This is a genomic window from Pseudomonas sp. S04, assembly GCF_009834545.1.
Lineage (GTDB): Bacteria > Pseudomonadota > Gammaproteobacteria > Pseudomonadales > Pseudomonadaceae > Aquipseudomonas.
Map to the genome: position 1 here is coordinate 534,119 of NZ_CP019427.1, position 18,598 is coordinate 552,716.

17 protein-coding genes are annotated in these 18,598 nt (G+C 62.6%); 10 read left to right on the plus strand and 7 right to left on the minus strand.

Annotated features, from left to right (window positions below):
* The first annotated feature begins 69 nt into the window (after positions 1 to 69).
* The 9 genes from PspS04_RS02265 (at position 70) to PspS04_RS02305 (ending at position 9,410) form a co-directional block, all read left to right on the plus strand.
* Complete coding sequence (locus tag PspS04_RS02265; RefSeq protein WP_095169614.1) at positions 70 to 687, plus strand: NUDIX domain-containing protein; 618 nt, start codon at positions 70 to 72, stop codon at positions 685 to 687.
* Positions 678 to 1,130, plus strand: a complete 453-nt coding sequence (locus PspS04_RS02270; protein WP_159993402.1) for a DUF1249 domain-containing protein — start codon at positions 678 to 680, stop codon at positions 1,128 to 1,130. Before PspS04_RS02265 ends, PspS04_RS02270 begins: the two co-directional genes overlap by 10 nt.
* 106 nt (positions 1,131 to 1,236) lie before the next feature.
* On the plus strand, positions 1,237 to 2,052 hold the full coding sequence (cpdA, locus tag PspS04_RS02275; RefSeq protein ID WP_159993404.1) for a 3',5'-cyclic-AMP phosphodiesterase: 816 nt from the start codon (positions 1,237 to 1,239) through the stop codon (positions 2,050 to 2,052).
* 136 nt (positions 2,053 to 2,188) lie between these two features.
* The gene (locus PspS04_RS02280; RefSeq protein ID WP_095169611.1) at positions 2,189 to 2,797 is read left to right on the plus strand and encodes a YqiA/YcfP family alpha/beta fold hydrolase; all 609 of its coding nucleotides are present in this window, start codon (positions 2,189 to 2,191) and stop codon (positions 2,795 to 2,797) included.
* 42 nt (positions 2,798 to 2,839) lie between these two features.
* Positions 2,840 to 4,744 (plus strand): DNA topoisomerase IV subunit B, encoded by a 1,905-nt coding sequence (parE, locus tag PspS04_RS02285; RefSeq protein ID WP_095169610.1) that lies wholly within the window; start codon positions 2,840 to 2,842, stop codon positions 4,742 to 4,744.
* Positions 4,744 to 5,727 (plus strand): esterase-like activity of phytase family protein, encoded by a 984-nt coding sequence (locus PspS04_RS02290; protein WP_159993406.1) that lies wholly within the window; start codon positions 4,744 to 4,746, stop codon positions 5,725 to 5,727. Before parE ends, PspS04_RS02290 begins: the two co-directional genes overlap by 1 nt.
* Entirely contained in the window at positions 5,724 to 6,245 is a 522-nt protein-coding gene (locus PspS04_RS02295; RefSeq protein WP_159993408.1) for a retropepsin-like aspartic protease family protein, read from the plus strand. The genes PspS04_RS02290 and PspS04_RS02295 overlap by 4 nt, the downstream gene beginning before the upstream one ends.
* A gap of 10 nt (positions 6,246 to 6,255) precedes the next feature.
* On the plus strand, positions 6,256 to 8,520 hold the full coding sequence (gene parC, locus PspS04_RS02300) for a DNA topoisomerase IV subunit A (RefSeq protein ID WP_159993410.1): 2,265 nt from the start codon (positions 6,256 to 6,258) through the stop codon (positions 8,518 to 8,520).
* 176 nt (positions 8,521 to 8,696) lie between these two features.
* The gene (locus PspS04_RS02305) at positions 8,697 to 9,410 is read left to right on the plus strand and encodes a PqiC family protein (RefSeq protein ID WP_095169606.1); all 714 of its coding nucleotides are present in this window, start codon (positions 8,697 to 8,699) and stop codon (positions 9,408 to 9,410) included.
* Between the two features lie 269 nt (positions 9,411 to 9,679).
* Here PspS04_RS02305 and PspS04_RS02310 read toward each other — a convergent pair whose 3' ends face one another.
* Positions 9,680 to 11,215: an AhpA/YtjB family protein gene (locus PspS04_RS02310; protein ID WP_159993412.1), complete on the minus strand. Its 1,536-nt coding sequence runs from the start codon at positions 11,213 to 11,215 to the stop codon at positions 9,680 to 9,682.
* 134 nt (positions 11,216 to 11,349) lie between these two features.
* Between PspS04_RS02310 and serB the strand changes: the two genes are divergently transcribed.
* Positions 11,350 to 12,564, plus strand: a complete 1,215-nt coding sequence (gene serB / locus PspS04_RS02315; protein WP_095169604.1) for a phosphoserine phosphatase SerB — start codon at positions 11,350 to 11,352, stop codon at positions 12,562 to 12,564.
* A gap of 121 nt (positions 12,565 to 12,685) precedes the next feature.
* Here the strand turns inward: serB and asd are convergent, their stop codons facing one another.
* The 6 genes from asd to PspS04_RS02345 all read right to left on the minus strand — a co-directional run bounded on the left by asd (position 12,686) and on the right by PspS04_RS02345 (position 18,585).
* Entirely contained in the window at positions 12,686 to 13,546 is an 861-nt protein-coding gene (gene asd / locus PspS04_RS02320; protein WP_095169603.1) for an archaetidylserine decarboxylase, read from the minus strand.
* 18 nt (positions 13,547 to 13,564) lie between these two features.
* Positions 13,565 to 14,380: a thiosulfate sulfurtransferase gene (gene rhdA, locus PspS04_RS02325; RefSeq protein ID WP_095169602.1), complete on the minus strand. Its 816-nt coding sequence runs from the start codon at positions 14,378 to 14,380 to the stop codon at positions 13,565 to 13,567.
* Between the two features lie 102 nt (positions 14,381 to 14,482).
* Entirely contained in the window at positions 14,483 to 16,000 is a 1,518-nt protein-coding gene (locus PspS04_RS02330) for a GumC family protein (RefSeq protein WP_159987314.1), read from the minus strand.
* 12 nt (positions 16,001 to 16,012) lie between these two features.
* Complete coding sequence (locus PspS04_RS02335; protein ID WP_159993414.1) at positions 16,013 to 17,155, minus strand: hypothetical protein; 1,143 nt, start codon at positions 17,153 to 17,155, stop codon at positions 16,013 to 16,015.
* Positions 17,142 to 17,816 (minus strand): polysaccharide biosynthesis/export family protein, encoded by a 675-nt coding sequence (locus PspS04_RS02340; protein ID WP_159993416.1) that lies wholly within the window; start codon positions 17,814 to 17,816, stop codon positions 17,142 to 17,144. Before PspS04_RS02340 ends, PspS04_RS02335 begins: the two co-directional genes overlap by 14 nt.
* Before the next feature lie 148 nt (positions 17,817 to 17,964).
* The gene (locus tag PspS04_RS02345) at positions 17,965 to 18,585 is read right to left on the minus strand and encodes a hypothetical protein (RefSeq protein WP_159993418.1); all 621 of its coding nucleotides are present in this window, start codon (positions 18,583 to 18,585) and stop codon (positions 17,965 to 17,967) included.
* Positions 18,586 to 18,598 lie beyond the last annotated feature (13 nt).

The following is an 18,598-nucleotide window of genomic DNA, read 5'->3' on the forward strand; positions in this document are numbered from 1 at the left end:
GAGCGCGTTAGGATGGCGCGAAGTCGAGGTTGGAGCCTCGTAGCGGATCTGCAGTAGACGAGGATTGTGATGACTGACTTTACCAATGCCACCCCGACTGTCGTCGACGTCGTGCGCACCGAGAACTGCCACAAGGGCTTCTACCAGCTCGACCGGGTACACCTGCGCCATGAGCTGTTTGCCGGTGGCATGAGCCGGGAAATCAATCGCGAACTGTTCGTGCGTCACGATGCAGTCTGCGTCCTGCCCTACGATCCGCAGCACGACCGGGTGGTGTTGATCGAACAATTTCGCGTGGGGGCCCTGGGCAAGACCGACAACCCGTGGTTGATCGAGCTGGTCGCCGGTCTGATCGACAAGGACGAACAACCGGAAGAAGTTGCTCACCGTGAAGCGCAGGAGGAAGCTGGGCTTGAGTTCACGGCGTTGTGGCCGATGCTCAACTATTTTCCGTCGCCTGGCGGTAGCACTGAATACGTGCACCTGTATCTGGGGCGGTGTGACAGTACGGGGGCTGGCGGCCTGCATGGGTTGCTGGAGGAGGCAGAAGATATTCGCGTCACGGTCTGGGACTTTGAAGATGCCCTGCAGGCCGTGCGTGATGGGCGGATTTCCAACGCGGCGAGCATTATTGCCTTGCAATGGCTGGCTTTGAACCGCGTTGAAGTGAGGGGGCTATGGTCGTAAACAAACAGCGCGACCGCTATCGGGTCGACCTGGTGGGGCTGCAAAGCGCCTGCGAGGCCAACTATGCCCGCTTGCTGCGGCTGCTGCCGGACATGCGCAATACGCCGGCGGCGCGGCGCATCGCCATGACCCAGGGCGACCAGATGCTCGGGGTGCTGACCCTCGAGGTCCTGCTGACCTGTCCCTACACCACCACCCTGCGTGTGCGCCAGGAACACAGCCTGCCCTGGCTGCCGGTGCCGCAGCTGGAGGTGCAGGTCTATCACGATGCGCGCATGGCCGAAGTGGTCAGCGCCGAACATGCGCGGCGCTTTCGCGGCATCTATCCTTACCCCAATGCCTTCATGCACCAGCCTGACGAAAAGTCCCAGCTCAACGTCTTCCTCGGCGAATGGCTGAGCCATTGCCTGGCGTGCGGGCACGAATACGAAGTGGTGCGTTAAGCGGCAGATGTGAACTGTGTCCGGTTCACGGCTTTCCTCTTTTACCCATGCCCCAGCATAATTGCGCCACTTATCCACCTGCGTGATCGCGCCTTGGGAGAACACCTTGCCGAGCGTATCGACTCTGACCGCCAACGACCCGGTCCTGCTGGTGCAGCTTTCCGACAGCCATCTGTTCGCCGAGGCTGACCGCACGCTGCTGGGCATGAACACTCGCGACAGCCTGTCGACGGTGATCGAACTGGTGCGGGTGCAACAGCCCCGGGTGGACCTGGTGATTGCCACGGGCGACCTGTCCCAGGACGGCACCTTGGCCTCCTATCAGCTGTTTCGCCGCTTGAGCGAGCAGATTGACGCGCCTGCCCGCTGGATTCCGGGCAACCACGACGAACCGCAGGTCATGGCCCAGGCGGCCGTGCAGAGTTCGCTGCTGGAACCGTTGCTGGACATCGGCAACTGGCGGATCACCTTGCTCGACTCCGCCGTGCCGGGTTCGGTGCCGGGCTACTTGCAGGACGATCAACTGCAATTGCTCGCCCGCGCCCTGAGCGAAGCGCCCGAACGTCATCATCTGGTGTGTTTCCATCATCACCCGGTGCCCATTGGCTGTCCGTGGATGGAGCCGATCGGCTTGCGTAACCCTGAAGCGCTGTTTGCCGTGCTCGACCGCTTTCCCCAGGTGCGCGCCGTGTTATGGGGACATGTGCATCAGGAAATCGACCAACTGCGCAACGGCGTGCGGTTGTTGGCATCGCCTTCGACCTGTATCCAGTTCGAACCCGGCAGCGAAGATTTCCGGGTCGATACCCTGGCGCCAGGCTACCGCTGGCTGCGCCTGTTGCCCGATGGGCGGCTGGAAACCGGAGTGGAGCGGGTCATCGGATTCGATTTCACGGTCGATTACGGTTCTGACGGTTACTGAGCAGAAACACCGCTTCACGGCGATCGCGAGCAGGGATTACACCGACCCAGGAAACAAATGTGGCAGCGAGCCTGCTCGCGATATGCCCGACTCCCTGTAAACTGCGCTTTCTTTTGCCGACCGCCAGGGAGCTCAAATGTCCGGTTCGATCCTCTACATCCACGGCTTCAACAGCGCGCCTGCGTCGAAAAAGGCCAGCCAGTTGATCGGAGTGATGGAGCGTCTGGGGCTGGCTGACCAATTGCGCGTTCCGGCCCTGCATCATCACCCGCGTGAGGCCATCGGTCAGTTACAGCAGGCGATTGCCGAGCTGGGACGGCCACTGCTGGTCGGCAGCTCACTCGGCGGCTACTATGCCACTCACTTGGCCGAGCTCCATGGCCTCAAGGCCCTGCTGGTCAACCCTGCCGTCAGTCCGCACCGGATGTTCGACGGCTACCTGGGGACGCAGCAAAACCTGTATACCGAACAGACCTGGGAATTGACCCACGACCACATCACGGCCCTGGCCGAGCTGGAAGTGCCGGCGCCCCAGGACCCACGGCGCTACCAGGTGTGGCTGCAGACCGGCGACGAAACGCTGGACTATCGCCTCGCCCAACAGTATTACCGAGCCTGTGCGTTGCGCATCCAGGCCGGCGGCGACCATAGTTTCCAGGGATTTGCCGGGCAGATGCCGGCCCTGTTGAGTTTTGCCGGCATTGGCGCAGATGTGTACCAGGCGATCGATTTCACAGCACTGTGAACCCTTGCCCCTATTTTCATGAACGACTGACGACGAGACCCCATGGCCACTCCCAGCGCTAGCTCTTATAACGCAGACGCCATCGAAGTCCTCTCGGGCCTCGACCCGGTGCGTAAACGCCCCGGCATGTACACCGACACCAGTCGGCCGAACCACCTTGCCCAGGAAGTCATCGACAACAGTGTCGACGAAGCCTTGGCCGGGCACGCCAAATCGGTCCAGGTCATCCTCCACGCCGACCACTCGCTGGAAGTCAGCGATGATGGTCGCGGCATGCCGGTGGATATCCACCCGGAAGAGGGCGTCTCGGGCGTCGAGCTGATCCTCACCAAACTGCACGCCGGCGGTAAGTTCTCCAACAAGAACTACCAGTTCTCCGGTGGTTTGCACGGGGTCGGCATTTCGGTGGTCAACGCCCTGTCGACCGAGGTCCGGGTGCGGGTCAAGCGTGACGGCAACGAATACCAGATGACTTTCGCCGACGGTTACAAAAAAACCGAGCTGGAAGTGGTCGGCAGTGTCGGCAAGCGCAACACCGGTACCAGCGTGTTCTTTGCCCCGGATCCGAAGTATTTCGATTCGCCGAAATTCTCCATCAGCCGCCTCAAGCACGTGCTCAAGGCCAAGGCCGTGTTGTGCCCGGGGCTGTTGGTCAGTTTTGAAGACAAGGCCACCGGCGAAAAAGTCGAGTGGCACTACGAAGACGGCCTGCGTTCCTACCTGGTGGACGCGGTCAGTGAGTTCGAGCGCCTGCCGGACGAGCCGTTCTGCGGCAGCCTGGCTGGTAATAAGGAAGCGGTCGACTGGGCGCTGCTGTGGTTGCCCGAAGGCGGCGACAGCGTGCAGGAAAGCTACGTCAACCTGATCCCCACGGCGCAGGGCGGTACCCACGTCAACGGTCTGCGTCAGGGCCTGCTCGATGCGATGCGCGAGTTCTGCGAGTTCCGCAGCCTGTTGCCGCGTGGAGTGAAGCTGGCGCCGGAAGACGTCTGGGAGCGCATCGCGTTCGTCCTGTCGATGAAAATGCAGGAACCGCAGTTCTCCGGCCAGACCAAGGAACGCCTGTCGTCCCGCGAGGCGGCGGCGTTTGTGTCCGGGGTGGTCAAGGACGCGTTCAGCCTGTGGCTCAACGCCAACCCGGAAACCGGCATGCTCCTGGCGGAGCTGGCGATCAACAACGCCGGCCGTCGCCTCAAGGCCAGCAAGAAAGTCGAGCGTAAACGCATTACCTCGGGGCCGGCCCTGCCGGGCAAGCTCGCCGACTGCGCCGGGCAGGACCCGATGCGCTCCGAGCTGTTCCTGGTGGAAGGTGATTCCGCCGGCGGCTCGGCCAAGCAGGCGCGGGACAAAGAGTTCCAGGCGATCCTGCCGCTGCGCGGCAAGATCCTCAATACCTGGGAAGTGGACGGCAGCGAAGTGCTGGCCAGCCAGGAAGTGCACAACATCGCCGTCGCCATTGGTGTCGATCCGGGCGCGGCGGACATGAGCCAACTGCGCTACGGCAAGATCTGCATCCTCGCCGACGCCGACTCCGACGGTCTGCACATCGCCACCTTGCTCTGCGCCTTGTTCGTCCAGCATTTCCGCCCGCTGGTGGATGCCGGTCACGTCTACGTGGCGATGCCGCCGTTGTACCGGATCGACCTGGGCAAGGAAATCTACTACGCCCTCGACGAAGCCGAGCGCGATGGCATCCTCGACCGCCTGGTGGCCGAGAAGAAACGCGGCAAGCCCCAGGTCACCCGATTTAAAGGCCTGGGTGAAATGAACCCGCCGCAACTGCGCGAAACCACCATGGACCCGAACACCCGGCGCCTGGTGCAATTGACCCTGGATGATTTTGCCGCCACCTCGGAAATGATGGACATGCTGCTGGCGAAAAAACGTGCAGGTGATCGCAAGTCCTGGCTGGAGTCCAAGGGCAACCTGGCCGAGGTTCTGGCCTGATGCGGAGCGGTTTTGCCCTCCCGTGGTTGTTGCTGGCAGGGGCTGCGTTCGCGCAGCCGGCGCCTGAGCTGACGATGCTGTCCGAGCATGCCGTGCAAGGCATGCTCGGCGGCAATCTGTCGGGCCTGGCGCAATGCGGCAATGAACTGTGGACGGTTTCCGATCGCGACGATGGGCAGATCTACCGTCTCGCCACCGGCGAGGGTGTCTGGCAGGCCGAAGCGGTGCCCGTCGACGTGCCGCCGGTGCCTGACAGCGGCTTGCCCTGGGGGCTGAAGTCGCGCACCTGGGCGTCGTCGATCGTGCGCGGTGGTAACTTCGATTTCGAGGGCATCAGCTGCGACAAGGCCGGCAATCGCTACATCGTCAGCGAGGCCCATGCAGCGGTGTTGCAGGTGCCGCCGACGGGCGCCGCGCAATGGCTGAAGATTTCCCCGATGCTGGTGCGCGAAGCGCGGGCCAGCGGCATGTTGCTGCACTTCAATGCGCTGTTTGAAGGCCTGGCTGTCGACCCTGAGGGCAACCAGCTGTGGCTGGCGGCCGAGCGTGAGCGACGTGGGCTGTTGCGGCTCAAGCGGCAACAAACCGTGTGGGATTGCGACGGTGCCTGCGTGCTGCTCAGCGAAGCCGGCACACAGATGCAACCGGCGCAGTTTCCCCATGCCCGGCCGGTGTCCCGGGACTTCGCCGACCTGGCGTGGTTCGACGGCAAGCTCTTTACCCTGGAGCGCAACGCCTATGAAATCTGCCGCCGTGACGCGGTGACGGCCCAGGTCGAGCGTTGCTGGTCGTATGCCGCCGATGCCTTGCAGGCGCCGCGGCGTTATCCACAAGCCTACGGCCTGGCCGAGGCGCTGGTGATCGACGCCTCAGGTGCCTGGATCGGCATCGACAACAACAACGGCGCCCGGGCTGACGGCGAAGTCCGCCCGATCGTCTGGCGCTTCGCTGCGCCGCAGGGTGGCTGGAGCGCCAAGTCATGAGTCAGCAGGCGCCGGGAAAACGCGCCGGCCGGGTGCTGCTGGTGCTCGCCTGGTGTGCCGGGCTGTTCCTGGCAACGCGGTTTTTCGGCGACTGGGAACAGCGCCAGGAAAATCCCAACACCCAGGTCAGTTCGCAGCAGGGTGAAGGGTTTATCGAGGTGAAGCTGGTGGGTAATGGCCAGGGACACTTCGTTGCCGATGGCCAAATCAACGGTCAGCCGGTGAACTTCATGCTCGATACTGGGGCCACCGATGTGTCGATCCCGGCCGGCCTGTCCCAACGGCTGAACCTGGAAAAAGGTGCCGCGGTCACCCTGAGCACGGCCAATGGCCGTAGCCAGGGCTACCGGACCCGACTGCAACAATTGAAACTGGGCGACATTGTCTTGCATGACGTGCGCGCCCTGGTGGCGCCAGGCTTGAGCGGCGATCAAGTGCTGCTGGGCATGAGCGCCCTGAAACAACTCGAATTTACCCAGCGCGGCGGCACCTTGCTGCTGCGCCAGACCACGAAATGATGAGGCCCGCATGAGCGACTCCCTGGATCTCAGCCTGGACGGCGTAGAACGCCGCTCACTGGCCGACTTCACCGAAAATGCCTACCTCAACTACTCCATGTACGTGATCATGGACCGGGCCCTGCCGCATATCGGCGACGGCCTGAAGCCGGTGCAGCGACGTATTGTCTACGCCATGAGCGAGTTGGGGCTGGACGCTGACTCCAAGCACAAGAAATCCGCGCGTACCGTCGGTGATGTGCTCGGCAAGTTCCACCCGCACGGCGACTCTGCCTGCTACGAGGCCATGGTGCTGATGGCCCAGCCGTTCAGCTACCGCTACACGCTGGTGGACGGCCAGGGTAACTGGGGTGCGCCGGATGATCCGAAATCCTTCGCCGCCATGCGTTACACGGAAGCGCGGCTGTCGCGTTACTCCGAAGTGTTGCTCAGCGAGCTGGGGCAGGGCACCGCCGACTGGGGGCCGAACTTCGACGGCACCCTCGATGAACCGCTGGTGTTGCCGGCACGCTTGCCGAATATCCTGCTCAACGGCACCACCGGCATCGCCGTGGGCATGGCCACCGACGTTCCGCCGCACAATCTGCGCGAAGTCGCCACGGCGTGCGTGCGCTTGCTCGATGAGCCCAAGGCTACGGTCGAGCAACTGTGCGAGCACATCCAGGGCCCGGACTACCCGACCGAGGCGGAAATCATCACGCCGCGCGCCGACCTGCTGAAAATGTACGAGACCGGCAAGGGCTCGGTGCGCATGCGCGCCGTGTACCACGTCGAAGACGGCGACATCATCGTCACCGCGCTGCCGCACCAGGTTTCCGGGGCCAAGGTGCTGGAGCAGATTGCCGCGATGATGCAGGCCAAGCCGTCCAAGGCCCCGCAGATCGCCGACCTGCGTGATGAGTCCGACCATGAGAACCCGTGCCGGATCGTGATCATTCCTGTCAACAGCCGGGTCGATCATGAAGCCCTGATGCAGCACCTGTTCGCCAGCACGGAGCTGGAGTCCACCTACCGCGTCAACATCAACATCATTGGCCTGGACGGCAAGCCGCAGCTGAAGAACCTTCGCGCGTTGCTGGTCGAGTGGCTGGAGTTCCGGGTGCGCACGGTGCGTCGCCGCCTGCAGTTCCGCCTGGACAAGGTCGAGCGTCGCCTGCACCTGTTGGACGGCTTGTTGATTGCCTACCTCAACCTGGATGAAGTGATCCACATCATCCGCACCGAGGAGCATCCCAAGGCCAAGCTGATCGAACGTTTTGCCCTGAGCGAAATCCAGGCCGACTACATCCTTGACACGCGCCTGCGTCAGTTGGCGCGCCTGGAAGAGATGAAGCTGCGCGACGAGCAGGACGAACTGCTCAAGGAACAGGCCAAGCTGCAAGCCCTGCTGGGCAGCGAAGCCAAGCTCAAGAAGCTGGTACGCACCGAGCTGCTCAAGGATGCCGAGACGTATGGCGACGACCGTCGCTCGCCGATTGTCGAGCGCACCGAAGCCAAGGCGCTGACCGAGCATGATCTGCTGCCGAACGAGAAAGTTACGGTGGTGCTGTCGGAAAAAGGCTGGGTACGCTCGGCCAAGGGCCACGATATCGATGCAACCGGCCTTTCCTACAAGGCCGGGGACGGTTTCAAGACTGCTGCTGCCGGTCGTTCCAACCAGTTTGCGGTGTTCATCGACTCCACCGGACGCAGTTACTCGGTGCCGGCCCACACCCTGCCGTCGGCCCGTGGCCAGGGCGAGCCGTTGACCGGCCGTCTGACTCCGCCACCGGGTGCGACCTTCGAGTGTGTCCTGATGCCAGAGGATGATGGCCTGTACGTGATCGCCTCCGACGCGGGTTACGGCTTCGTGGTCAAGGGCGAGGACCTGCAAGCCAAGAACAAGGCGGGCAAGGCGCTGTTGAGCCTGCCGAACAACGCCAAGGTGATCCTGCCGCGTCCGGTCGCAGACCGTGACGAGAACTGGCTGGCTTCGGTGACGACCGAAGGTCGCCTGCTGATCTTCAAAATCAGCGACCTGCCGCAGCTGGGCAAGGGTAAAGGCAACAAAATCATCGGTATCCCCGGCGAACGTGTAGCTAACCGCGAGGAATATGTCACGGATATCGCGGTGCTGCCGGAAGGCGCGACGCTGGTATTGCAGGCCGGTAAGCGCACACTGTCACTCAAGGCCGATGACCTGGAGCACTACAAGGGTGAGCGTGGACGCCGGGGCAATAAACTGCCGCGGGGCTTCCAGCGGGTCGATGCACTATTGGTAGAAACTCTCAATTAAGCGGTCTAGAGCGCTCGATCTACGATTTAACGCGTAGATCGATGCTTTCGCGCTGGAGTCGCAAGGCATATTCACGGATGATATGGCCTTTCAAGCGCCGGCGTGGTCGAGCGTTCTTCATATTTTTTGAGTATTTTCACAGTGGCTGGCCTTGTGGCCGTCACCTGGATGGGATGATGACTGTTCTGCGCTTTCCTCTAATTTTGTTGCTCGCTGGCGTTCTTGGCCTGGCGGGTTGCAGCGTTCACCAGCCGGTGTCGCTGTATCAGCTGGACAGCGGCACCCCGGCACAGCCTGCGCAAAGCTCAGGCATGGCGGTGTTGCTGGGTCCGGTGTTGATTGCCGATTACCTGCAGCGTGAAACCCTGTTGCAGCGTCAACCGGACGGCAGCCTGCAAGCGTCGACCGACGGTCGTTGGGCGGGCAGCCTGTCTTCGGACATCAATCAGTTGCTGCTGCGTCAGGTCGCGGGTCAGCTGGACAGCCAACGCGTGGTCCTGGCACCGGCGACCCTGGGGTTCACCCCGGACGTGCAGGTATTGCTGTCGATTACCCGCCTGGACTCCGGCGAATCGCAACCGGCGGTGCTCGACGCCCAGTGGCGCTTGATCGACCGTCGCGGCCAGGTCCGCGATAACCGCATCATTCACCTGCAGGAGCAACATGCCGGCGGCACCGCTGCACAGGTCCAAGCCCAGGGCGTGCTGTTGCAGCGCCTGGCCGAGCAGTTGTCGGTGGCCCTGAAGCCGCTGGCCAACCAGCCACCTGTTGCCGAGGCTCCACGCAAGCCTGCTGCGGCAAAACCCACGGCGCCCGCCGAGCGTGAGAAACAGCCGAAGATTCCGATGGCCGCGCCTATTCGCACGGACATGGAAGTGTTCCGCTTCTAAGCTGCACGTCGCCCCCACAAAACCCGCCCCGTGCGGGTTTTGTTGTTTCTGCCGACCCCGAAACTGCTGCTTGTAGGAGCGAGCTTGCTCGCGATGGACGTTAACGATGACGTGCATTGTCTGAATCAGCGCGTTGTTCTTGGGTTCTTCGCGAGCAAGCTCGCTCCTACCTGGTCCAATGGAGCTGCCCCCCCTTGGCAACTGCGGGACGCAATAAAAAGCCCGCAGGCGATTACTCGGCTGCGGGCTTGGGTGTGGCGCGGTCGGGCTTAGGCGCGGGTCTCGTGCATGCGCGCCAGTTGCCGCTCCAGCATCGAAGGGTAGGGCTCCATCAGGCGCTCGACGCAGCAGGCGCCTTCAGGGCTGGCGATCGGGCGGATGCGGGCGCGCTGGCGGATCAAGGCGTCGTCGCTGATCTTGCGCTCCACCAGCAGCAGGTTACGGCTGTGCTGGGAGAGGGCGAGAGCGTCCTGGGCGGTTTCGGTCAACAGCAGGTCGATCTGGCTCAGGCCGAAGAGTTCTTCGCCCAGGGTCAGGCCCAGTTGCAATTGCAGGGTGATGCCGCTGTCGGCGACTTCGATCTGCAACTGATGGCCGAGGGCACGCAACAGCTCACCGCAGCAGATGGCGTTGGTCAGGTAGTCTTCGCCGCTGTCCTGGGTGTGGAACAGCATCAGGGTGCTGCCGTCGTTGAGCGTGTGCAGTTCGCTCTCGTACAGCGACGCAGCCTGGTCCAGGCAGTCGCGGTAGCGGTCCAGCAACTCGGTCAGGCGTGCCCGCGGCAGGCGCCGCAGCTGCTCCTGGGCGCCCAGTTGCACGGCGAGCACGGCGCTGAACTGCGGCTGGCTGGAGGCGACGACCTTGGGCTGTGGCTTGACGACTACCGCGCTGGTGGCGCTGTCGCGAACATCGGCGAACGGGTCTTCATCGTCGTCCGTTTCGTCTTCTTCGGCGCTGATCACATGCCGGGGTGCCGCTTTCAGGCTGGCCACCGGGGCGCTTTCATCGAAGCTCGGGTCCCGCAGGTTGCGCACTTCGAAGGCTGGCTCGTCGTCCTCGGCATCGTCGAGTTCATCGATTTCCGGCTCGTCAACCACCACCGGCGCTACCGGCTCAGGGGCAAAGCTGGCGTGCAGCTGGCGTGCCAGGTCGCCGATCTCGTCCTGGCGCTGGGTGGCCGGGGTGTGTTCGTCGATGTCACGCAGCCACACCCGCAATTGCAGGAGTGGCGTGGAGATGTTGCGCCCCAGGCGCAGGCTCAGGGCCAACGCCAGGGCCAGCAGGATGGCGCTGAGAATGCCCATGCTTTGCAGGCTGATGGTCATCGGCTGTTCGAACTGCTGCATGTCCAGGCTGATGCGCAGTTGCCCGGCCGACACGTCCTGGAAGGTGATCTTGCTCTCGTACATGCCCTGGGTTTCGCCCAGCAGGCCCTGCTTGGGACGTTGCCCCGCCTCGGCCAGGATCCGGTTGTCCACGCTATAAATAGCGGCGTGGGCCACCAAGGGGTTCTTGGTCAGGTTGTTCAGCAGCACGTTGAGGCTGAGGATGTCGTTGGACACCAGCAGCTCGGTGGCCGAGGTTGCCGTCTGGGTGGTCAGGCTCTGACCCAGGGCATCGGCCTGTTCGTGCATTGCCTGTTTGAACTGCAGACCCATCACGCAGGCGTAGATCACCAGGGCCAATGCGACCAGGATCACGTTATGGCTGGCAATGCGCAATGCAATCGGTACACGGCGGTGGCGCAGTGCACGGAAGATCAGCAGGAAGAAGTTATCGGGTTTGACTGGCGTGGGCCGGTTCACTGAGCTCGGCTCTTTTGTCCGTGGAGTTGACGCGCAGTATAGCGATAGCCCCCAGACCGGCAAAGCGCTCGCTGCGCCCGATGGTCACTGAATGTGGGTAGAATGCGGTTTTTTTCCACTTGCGGGGGTGCGCCTTGCGCGAAATCGTCCTGATAAACATCACGGGAGTCGACCGTCCGGGTCTGACTGCGGCCATTACCGGTGTTCTGGCCCAGGGTGGTGTGAACATTCTCGACATCGGCCAGGCGGTGATCCACGACACCCTGTCGTTCGGCATCCTGGTTGAAATTCCCGACACCGAGCAAGGCAAGTCGGTGCTCAAGGACATCCTGTTCACGGCTTACAAGCTTGATCAGCAGGTGCGGTTCACCCCGGTTTCCGAAGAGGACTACCAGCAATGGGTCGGCAACCAGGGTAAAAAACGCCACATCGTGACCCTGCTGACGCGCAAAGTGACAGCCGAGCAATTGCAGAGCGTGAGCTCGATCACCGCCAAGTACGGCCTGAACATCGACCATATCGACCGCCTGTCCGGGCGCATGCCGCTGGACACTCCGGCCGACAAGGGCAAGGGCTGCATCGAGTTTTCGGTGCGCGGCGAGGCGGCTGATCCGCAAGCGCTGCGGGCCGAGTTCCTCAGCGTGGCCCAGGAGTTGAACGTCGATATCGCGTTCCAGGAAGACTCGCTGTTTCGCCGCAACCGTCGCCTGGCGGTGTTCGACATGGACTCGACGCTGATCGAGGCCGAAGTCATCGACGAACTGGCCAAGGCGGCCGGCGTCGGTGAGCAGGTGTCTGAAATCACCGAGCGGGCCATGGCTGGCGAGCTGGATTTCCGTGCCAGCTTCAAGGAACGCCTGGCCTTGCTCAAGGGCCTGGACGTCGGTGTGCTGGATTCCATCGGCGCCTCGCTGCGCTTGACCGAAGGTGCCGAAACCCTGTTCGCCGAGCTCAAGCGCCTGGGTTACAAGACGGCGATCCTGTCGGGTGGCTTCACCTACTTTGCCAAGCAGCTGCAAGCCAAGCTGGGCATCGACTACGTGTTTGCCAACGAATTGGAAGTGGTCGACGGCAAAGTCACCGGGGTGGCGGTCGAGCCGATTGTCGACGCCCAGCGCAAGGCGGATCTGCTGCGCGAACTGGCGCACAAGGAAGGATTGCGTCTGGAACAGACCATTGCAGTCGGTGACGGGGCCAACGATCTACCGATGCTGGCGATTGCCGGGTTGGGTGTGGCGTTCCGCGCCAAGCCGCTGGTCAAGCAGTCGGCTAAACAGGCGATTTCCACCCTCGGGCTGGATGGAGTCCTGTATCTGCTAGGGTTCCGCGACCGCGACGGTCAACTCTGATACACCACCTATAAATGTGGGAGCGGGCTTGCCCGCGAAGAGGCCGGTACATTCAACATCTATGTTGATTGTGCCGACGCTTTCGCGGGCAAGCCCGCTCCCACAAGGTACAGCGTGGACTTTAGGCTTTTGGTGAGCCCAGACCCTGGCCCATCACCACTGGCGAACCCGCGGCCAGTTCTTCAGCCCACTGCACTTGATCCGGGCCAAACAGCACCACCGCCGTCGAACCCAGCTTGAAGCGACCCAGCTCCGCACCTTTTTCCAGGTGGATCGGTGCGCGGGCGGCTTCGTCGTAGCGGAAGGTCTTCAGTTCGCGCTTGGGTGGCGTGACCAGCCCGGCCCAGACGGTCTCGATCGAGGCAACGATCATCGCACCCACCAGGACCACGGCCATCGGGCCACGCTCGGTGTCGAAAATGCAGGCCACACGTTCGTTGCGGGCAAACAGTTCCGGTACGTTTTCGGCGGTGGTCTGGTTGACCGAGAAGATCCGCCCCGGGATGTAGACCATTTCGCGCAGGGTGCCGGCCAGCGGCATGTGCACGCGGTGGTAATCCTTGGGCGACAGGTAGATGGTGGCGAAGTCGCCGCCCATGAACGGCGCGGCATTCGCGGTGTCGCCACCCAGCAGTTCCAGCACGCTGAAGCTGTGGCCCTTGGCCTGGAACACACGGCCGTGCTCGATCGGGCCGAGTTGGCTGACCGCACCGTCGGCCGGGCTGAGGATCGCGCCCGGGGTCTGGTCCAGTGGCCGAGCACCGTCTTTCAAGGCGCGGGTGAAGAACGCGTTGAAGTGCTCGTAGGCGGTCAGGTCTTCGACCAGCGCCTGGGACATGTCTACCTGGTAGCGCTTGGCGAACCAGGCGGTGAAGGCATTCTTGAACCAGCGCACGCGGCATTCGGCAATGCAGCCGGCCAGACGCGAGAGCAGGTGGTGGGGCAGCAGGTACTGGCTGAGGATAAACAAACGCTTTTTCATTAACTGTCCTTAAAAACCTTAAATCTCAACGGGCGTATCGGGATGGTTGCCCCATTCGCCCCATGAACCGGCGTAGCCTTTGACCCGCGGATAACCGAGTGCCTTGGCCACCAGATAGGTGAAGCCAGAGCGGTGGTGGGTCTGGCAGTGGGTAATCACTTCTTTGTCAGGGGTAATGCCAAGCTGCTCGAGGATCTGCGGCATGTCGCTGCGGATGCGCAACTGACGCGCCTGATCCATGCCCGCGGTCCACTCGAAGTTGATCGCCCCGGGAATATGCCCGCCCTTGGCCGCCAGGACTTTCTCCCCGGAATACTCCAGCGGGCCGCGTGCATCCCAGATCGCCAGGTCGGCGGCGCCGAGGCGGCTTTGCAGGTACTCGCGGGTGGCCGTGGGGCCCTCGTGCAAGGTCAGCCCGACTGGGCCGCCGACCGCCGCCGGAACCTCGCCAGACAGCGGCAAGTCTTCGGCCTGCCAGGCCAGCAACCCACCGTCGAGGTAGTGATAGCGGTGGTGACCGATGACATCCAGCAGCCAGATGAAGCGCCCGGCCCAACCGCCGCCTTCGTCGTCGTACACCACGTAGACCGCATCGGGGTTATGCCCCAGCTCGCCGAACAGGGCTTCGAGTGCCGCCTGTGACGGCATCAGGCCCGGTGCTGGCGGCTGGCCCAGTTGGGTGCGCTTGGGGTCGACGAAGCGTGCGCCGGGGATATGCCCTTGCGCATAGCGGGCGCTGCTGGTCAGGTCCACCAGGATCAGTTCGCGGGCGTCGAGGCGGGCGCGCAGGTCGCCCGGCTCGATCACCAACGGCAAGCCAGAGAAGTCAGGCATGTGAGGTCTCCAGAGCACAAAGGGAGACGATTGTAGCGCAAGCACTAACAGAGGGCTTGTGATCAATGAGGGAGGGGGGCGAGCAGGCTCGCCCCCCAGGGGTCATCCCAGGTTCGGCACCTTGGCGATCACCGGCAGGCCCAGGTAGCGGCGCACGTCCGAGTCGGACTTGAGGCTGTCGTCGAAGAACTCGATCACGAAGGCCAGGCCGATCCCGCCCAGCAAGCCACCGACCAGCACGCCAATCAACACCATCCACAGTTTCGGGCTGACCGGCTTGGTATTAACGGTTGCCCAGCTCACTACCGAGACGTTGCCGATCTGCGAGCTGGCCTGTTCGTTGAGGAAGCGGGTCTCCTCGAGTTTCTCCAGGTACAGCTTGCGGCTGTCGCGCAGTACCCCGAGTTTCTGCTCCAGTTCCTTGAACTGGGCTTCGACGTTGTTGATTTCGTTGAGCCGGGTGACATCCGCCGCCTCCTGCTCCTTGAGGGTGGCCAGGCCCTGGCGATAACCGGCCATGGCCGCCTCGCTTTTCATCAGGTCATCGCGCACGCGGGCGTTGAGCGGGTTGATCCCGCGCCGCGAGTTGGTGTCGCGCTGGCCGCGTTGTTCGGCGATCCCGCGTTCGACCACGGTGATTTGTTCACGCAGTGAGCTGACCTTCGGATCGCTCGGCGACAGCCGTGCGATGGTGTCGGCCTCCTGGCGCTTGAGGTCAGTCAGTTGCTTGTTCATCTCGCTCAGGGCGTAGCTGTTGGAGCCTTGCTGGCCGTCGAGTTCGGTCACCTGGGGCAAGCCGCTCAACTGACTGCGCAGCACACCGATCTGCTTGTCGGTCTGCTCGACCATCAATGAGGTGGTATCGATGTTCTTGCGCGCGTCCTTGAGCTTTTCGATCTGCATGCTGCGTTGCAGGTCGACATCCATGATCTGCCGGTCATTGCGAAAGTGTTCCAGGGTGCCTTCGATGCCCTTGATCTGGCCGTCGAGCTCTTCCAGTTGGGTAGAGATAAAGCCGGTCTGCTCGCGCTGGTAAACCCTGACCCGTTCGGTGAGGTAGTGCTTGACCAGCTCGTTGACCCCCAATGCGGCGGCCTGCGGCGATTTGCTCTTGAGCGTGACCTCGATGATGTTGGAGCTCTTGACCGGTTCTGCACTCAGGTCATTCTGCAAGCGCGAGATGGCTTTGCTGCGCAGGTCGCGGTTGCCTGATTGCGGAAAGAAGAAGCTCTCGAGACCGGCGTAGGCCTGGGTAGCCATCTGCAGCCAGCCCTTGGGGGAATACCAGGGATGGTTGATGTCGATGCCGGGAAACAGCACTTGCGGCGTCAGCTTGTCCACCACTTGTTCGGACAGGCCTTCGCTGGTGATGATCTCGGCTTCGGAGTGCAGTTGTTCTTCGCGCACCACCGACATCATCGGCGTGCGGAACTGGCTGCTGCTCAGCACCGGCATGTAGATGTCTTCCTGGCCCAGGCGCACCAGGAGGCGGGCGGTGGCGTCGTAGGTTGCCGGGTACACCTTGAGCCCGACAAAACCACCGATCAACACCGCCAGGAAGAAGCAGATCGCGACATAACGCCGCTTGAAGAGAATATTAAGAACGTCGCGGATACTCATGTTCATCCCCTCTTATTGGGCGTATTGGCGATACACGGCGGCGGCGGGCCGCTCGGTACCGTCCGCACGAATCAGGCCGAAATTCCCCAGGCCATCGGGGGACTCGTAGTCCTCCAGTGAAAACCAGTAGACCCGCTCGACATCGGCCGGCAGGTCGCCACGCAAGCCCTTGCCGAAGCTTTTGCCGCTCAGATGCTGGTTGATGTAGTCCAGGGTGGCCTTGGTCTTGGCGCTCTGCTGGGCTTCGGTCACGCCCAGGGGCGGCGCGGCGACCACATAGCCCAGCTCAGTGATCCAGATCGGCTTGCTCGACTGGCGCAGGTGCATGAACAGTTGCAGGTTGAAGAGTTTGCCCAGGTAGGTGTTGTCTTCCTTGCTGCCGACAAACCCCATCTTGGCCAGGCTGCTTTCGTCGGCGTCCATGTCCTGGGGGGCGTTGATGCCGCTGGCGTCCTTGTTGAACAGGTACGGGTGCACCGCCAGGATGTCGAAGTACTCGCCGTAGGAGGGGTCGATATCCCAGAGCATCCACAGGTAGGTGATGTCATTGCGCGAGATACCGGCGTGTACCAGTTTGATGCTCGGCCGTTGTTCCGCCACCGCGTGACTCACGGCTTTCATCATCTTGACGAAGTCCTTGGGCTTGGGCGACGGCCCCCAGAATTGCGGGGTGTTGGGTTCGTTCCAGATCTGCCAGTAGGTGATGCCGGCCTTGGTGGTGGGGCCGTAGCGTTCGATACAGGCTTTGATGAAGGCGGCAAAGTTGTCGTAGTAGTCGCTCGAAGGCGCCAGCTCGTAGGTGCCGCTGGATTTGAAGGCGAGCATTGGCAGGGCCCAGTTCGGCGCGTAGTGGACGATCGGCAACAGCTCGATATCCTGCTCGGCGGCGGCCTTGACCAGGTTGTCCATCGGGGTCCAGTCGTAGACGCCTTTCTGGCCTTCCACCAGGCGCCACTCCCAGTCGATACGCACCTGCTTGACGCCCAGCGAACGGGCCAGGGCAAAGCGTGCGACCAGCTCTTCGTAGCCGCCACCGCCCCACTTGGCGTTGATCCCGTATTTCATCTCGGCCTGCGCCACGGGCACCAGCAAACAGGCGAGCAACCCCAGCAGCAGGCTGCTCCAGAGCCTCACGCGTGGATTAGAAGGTGCCATCCGAACTGTCCCCGCTGTTGTAGTTGCGGTTGACCGAGAAGCCGAAGTTGATGCCTTTGAACAGCAGCAGGTCGGTGATGTATTGCGTCACCCACAGGTTGGCGTTGGCAATTGGCGAGCGCGGGACATAGATCACGTCGTAGGGTTGCAAAGCCACGGCCATGTCGTTCTTGCCCAGCTCGATGGCCTGGTCGCTCAGGTCCAGGTGGTAGCTCTTGGGCTCGCCACTTTCCTGCTTGCGGATCAGCACCACGGATTCCGGGTGCGCGGTGTAACGCAGGCCGCCGGCACGGTAGATCGCCTGCATCACCGTGATGCCACCTTCCATGGGGATGACCTGGGGCTTGGCCACTTCGCCGCCGATGTACGCGCGAAAGCCCTTGAAGGACTTGACCATCACCGACACGCTCGAATCACTGAGCTTGCCCGTGTAGGCCTTGCTGATGGCCGCGCTCAGTTCGTCGGGCGTCAACCCGGCGGCCTTGATGTCCGAGACCCGCTGCATACTGATGAAGCCATCGGGCCGCACCGGGATCGCCTCGTCGTAGTCCTTGGCGGTGTAGAACTTGATGTCCAGGTCATCGCCGGGACGGATCAGGTATTTTCCGCCGGGCACCACCCCATCCTTGCCTAGCAGCGGCAAAGTCTGCGACCCAGCCATCTGTTCGGTCTTGATCGTTGTACAACCACTCAGCAGGCCCCCCATCAGTACAGCGGTTAGCAGAAACTTCGCGCTCGCCCCACACCAGTCCATGATCGCCATGTCCGTTCTTATCCCCAGGTGAAATTCATGTTTTTCTTGGCCACGGTTACAACCAGCGATACAACCACTCCGGAATAAAGTTGAGGGTACGATTGAGCACCACGCCCAGCACGTTGCCGCCGCTGTCCTCGAGGCGGTCGCATACGTACTTGGCGGCATGGCGTCGGCTCTTGTTGGCCTGTGCGACCAGCACAATCGAATTCATGTGGCGAGCGGCAACGATCGACACGGGGGCGAAGGTCGGCGACGGCATGTCCCAGAGCACCAGGTCAAAATGCTCGCGCAGGCGCTCGGCCAGTTTCGCCGGCGATTCACCGCCGTGGCCCAGCAGCTTCAGGCAACTGTTGACCGACAGGCTGATGCGTACCACCGAATGGTTCGGCACCCGCAGGCGCTTGAGGTCGCCGGCGAGCATTTCGGTGTCGTCGACATTGGCGCTGACTTCGATCACCAGCACGCTGCCGAAGGCGGCCGCCAGGTGGCTGGCGGCCTGCTGCGCGACAAAGGTGGTGCCGACCTTGCGCGCCACACCGATGAACATCAGTTGCGTGAGTGCCTCGTCAGTGGCGTCGCGCAGGACCCTGGCCATGATTTCCTGCATCGGAAACCTCAGTCTTGCCTCGTCTACACCCGCAGAGGGCACGATGGGATGACTGATTGCATTCATGATTGATTCTTCC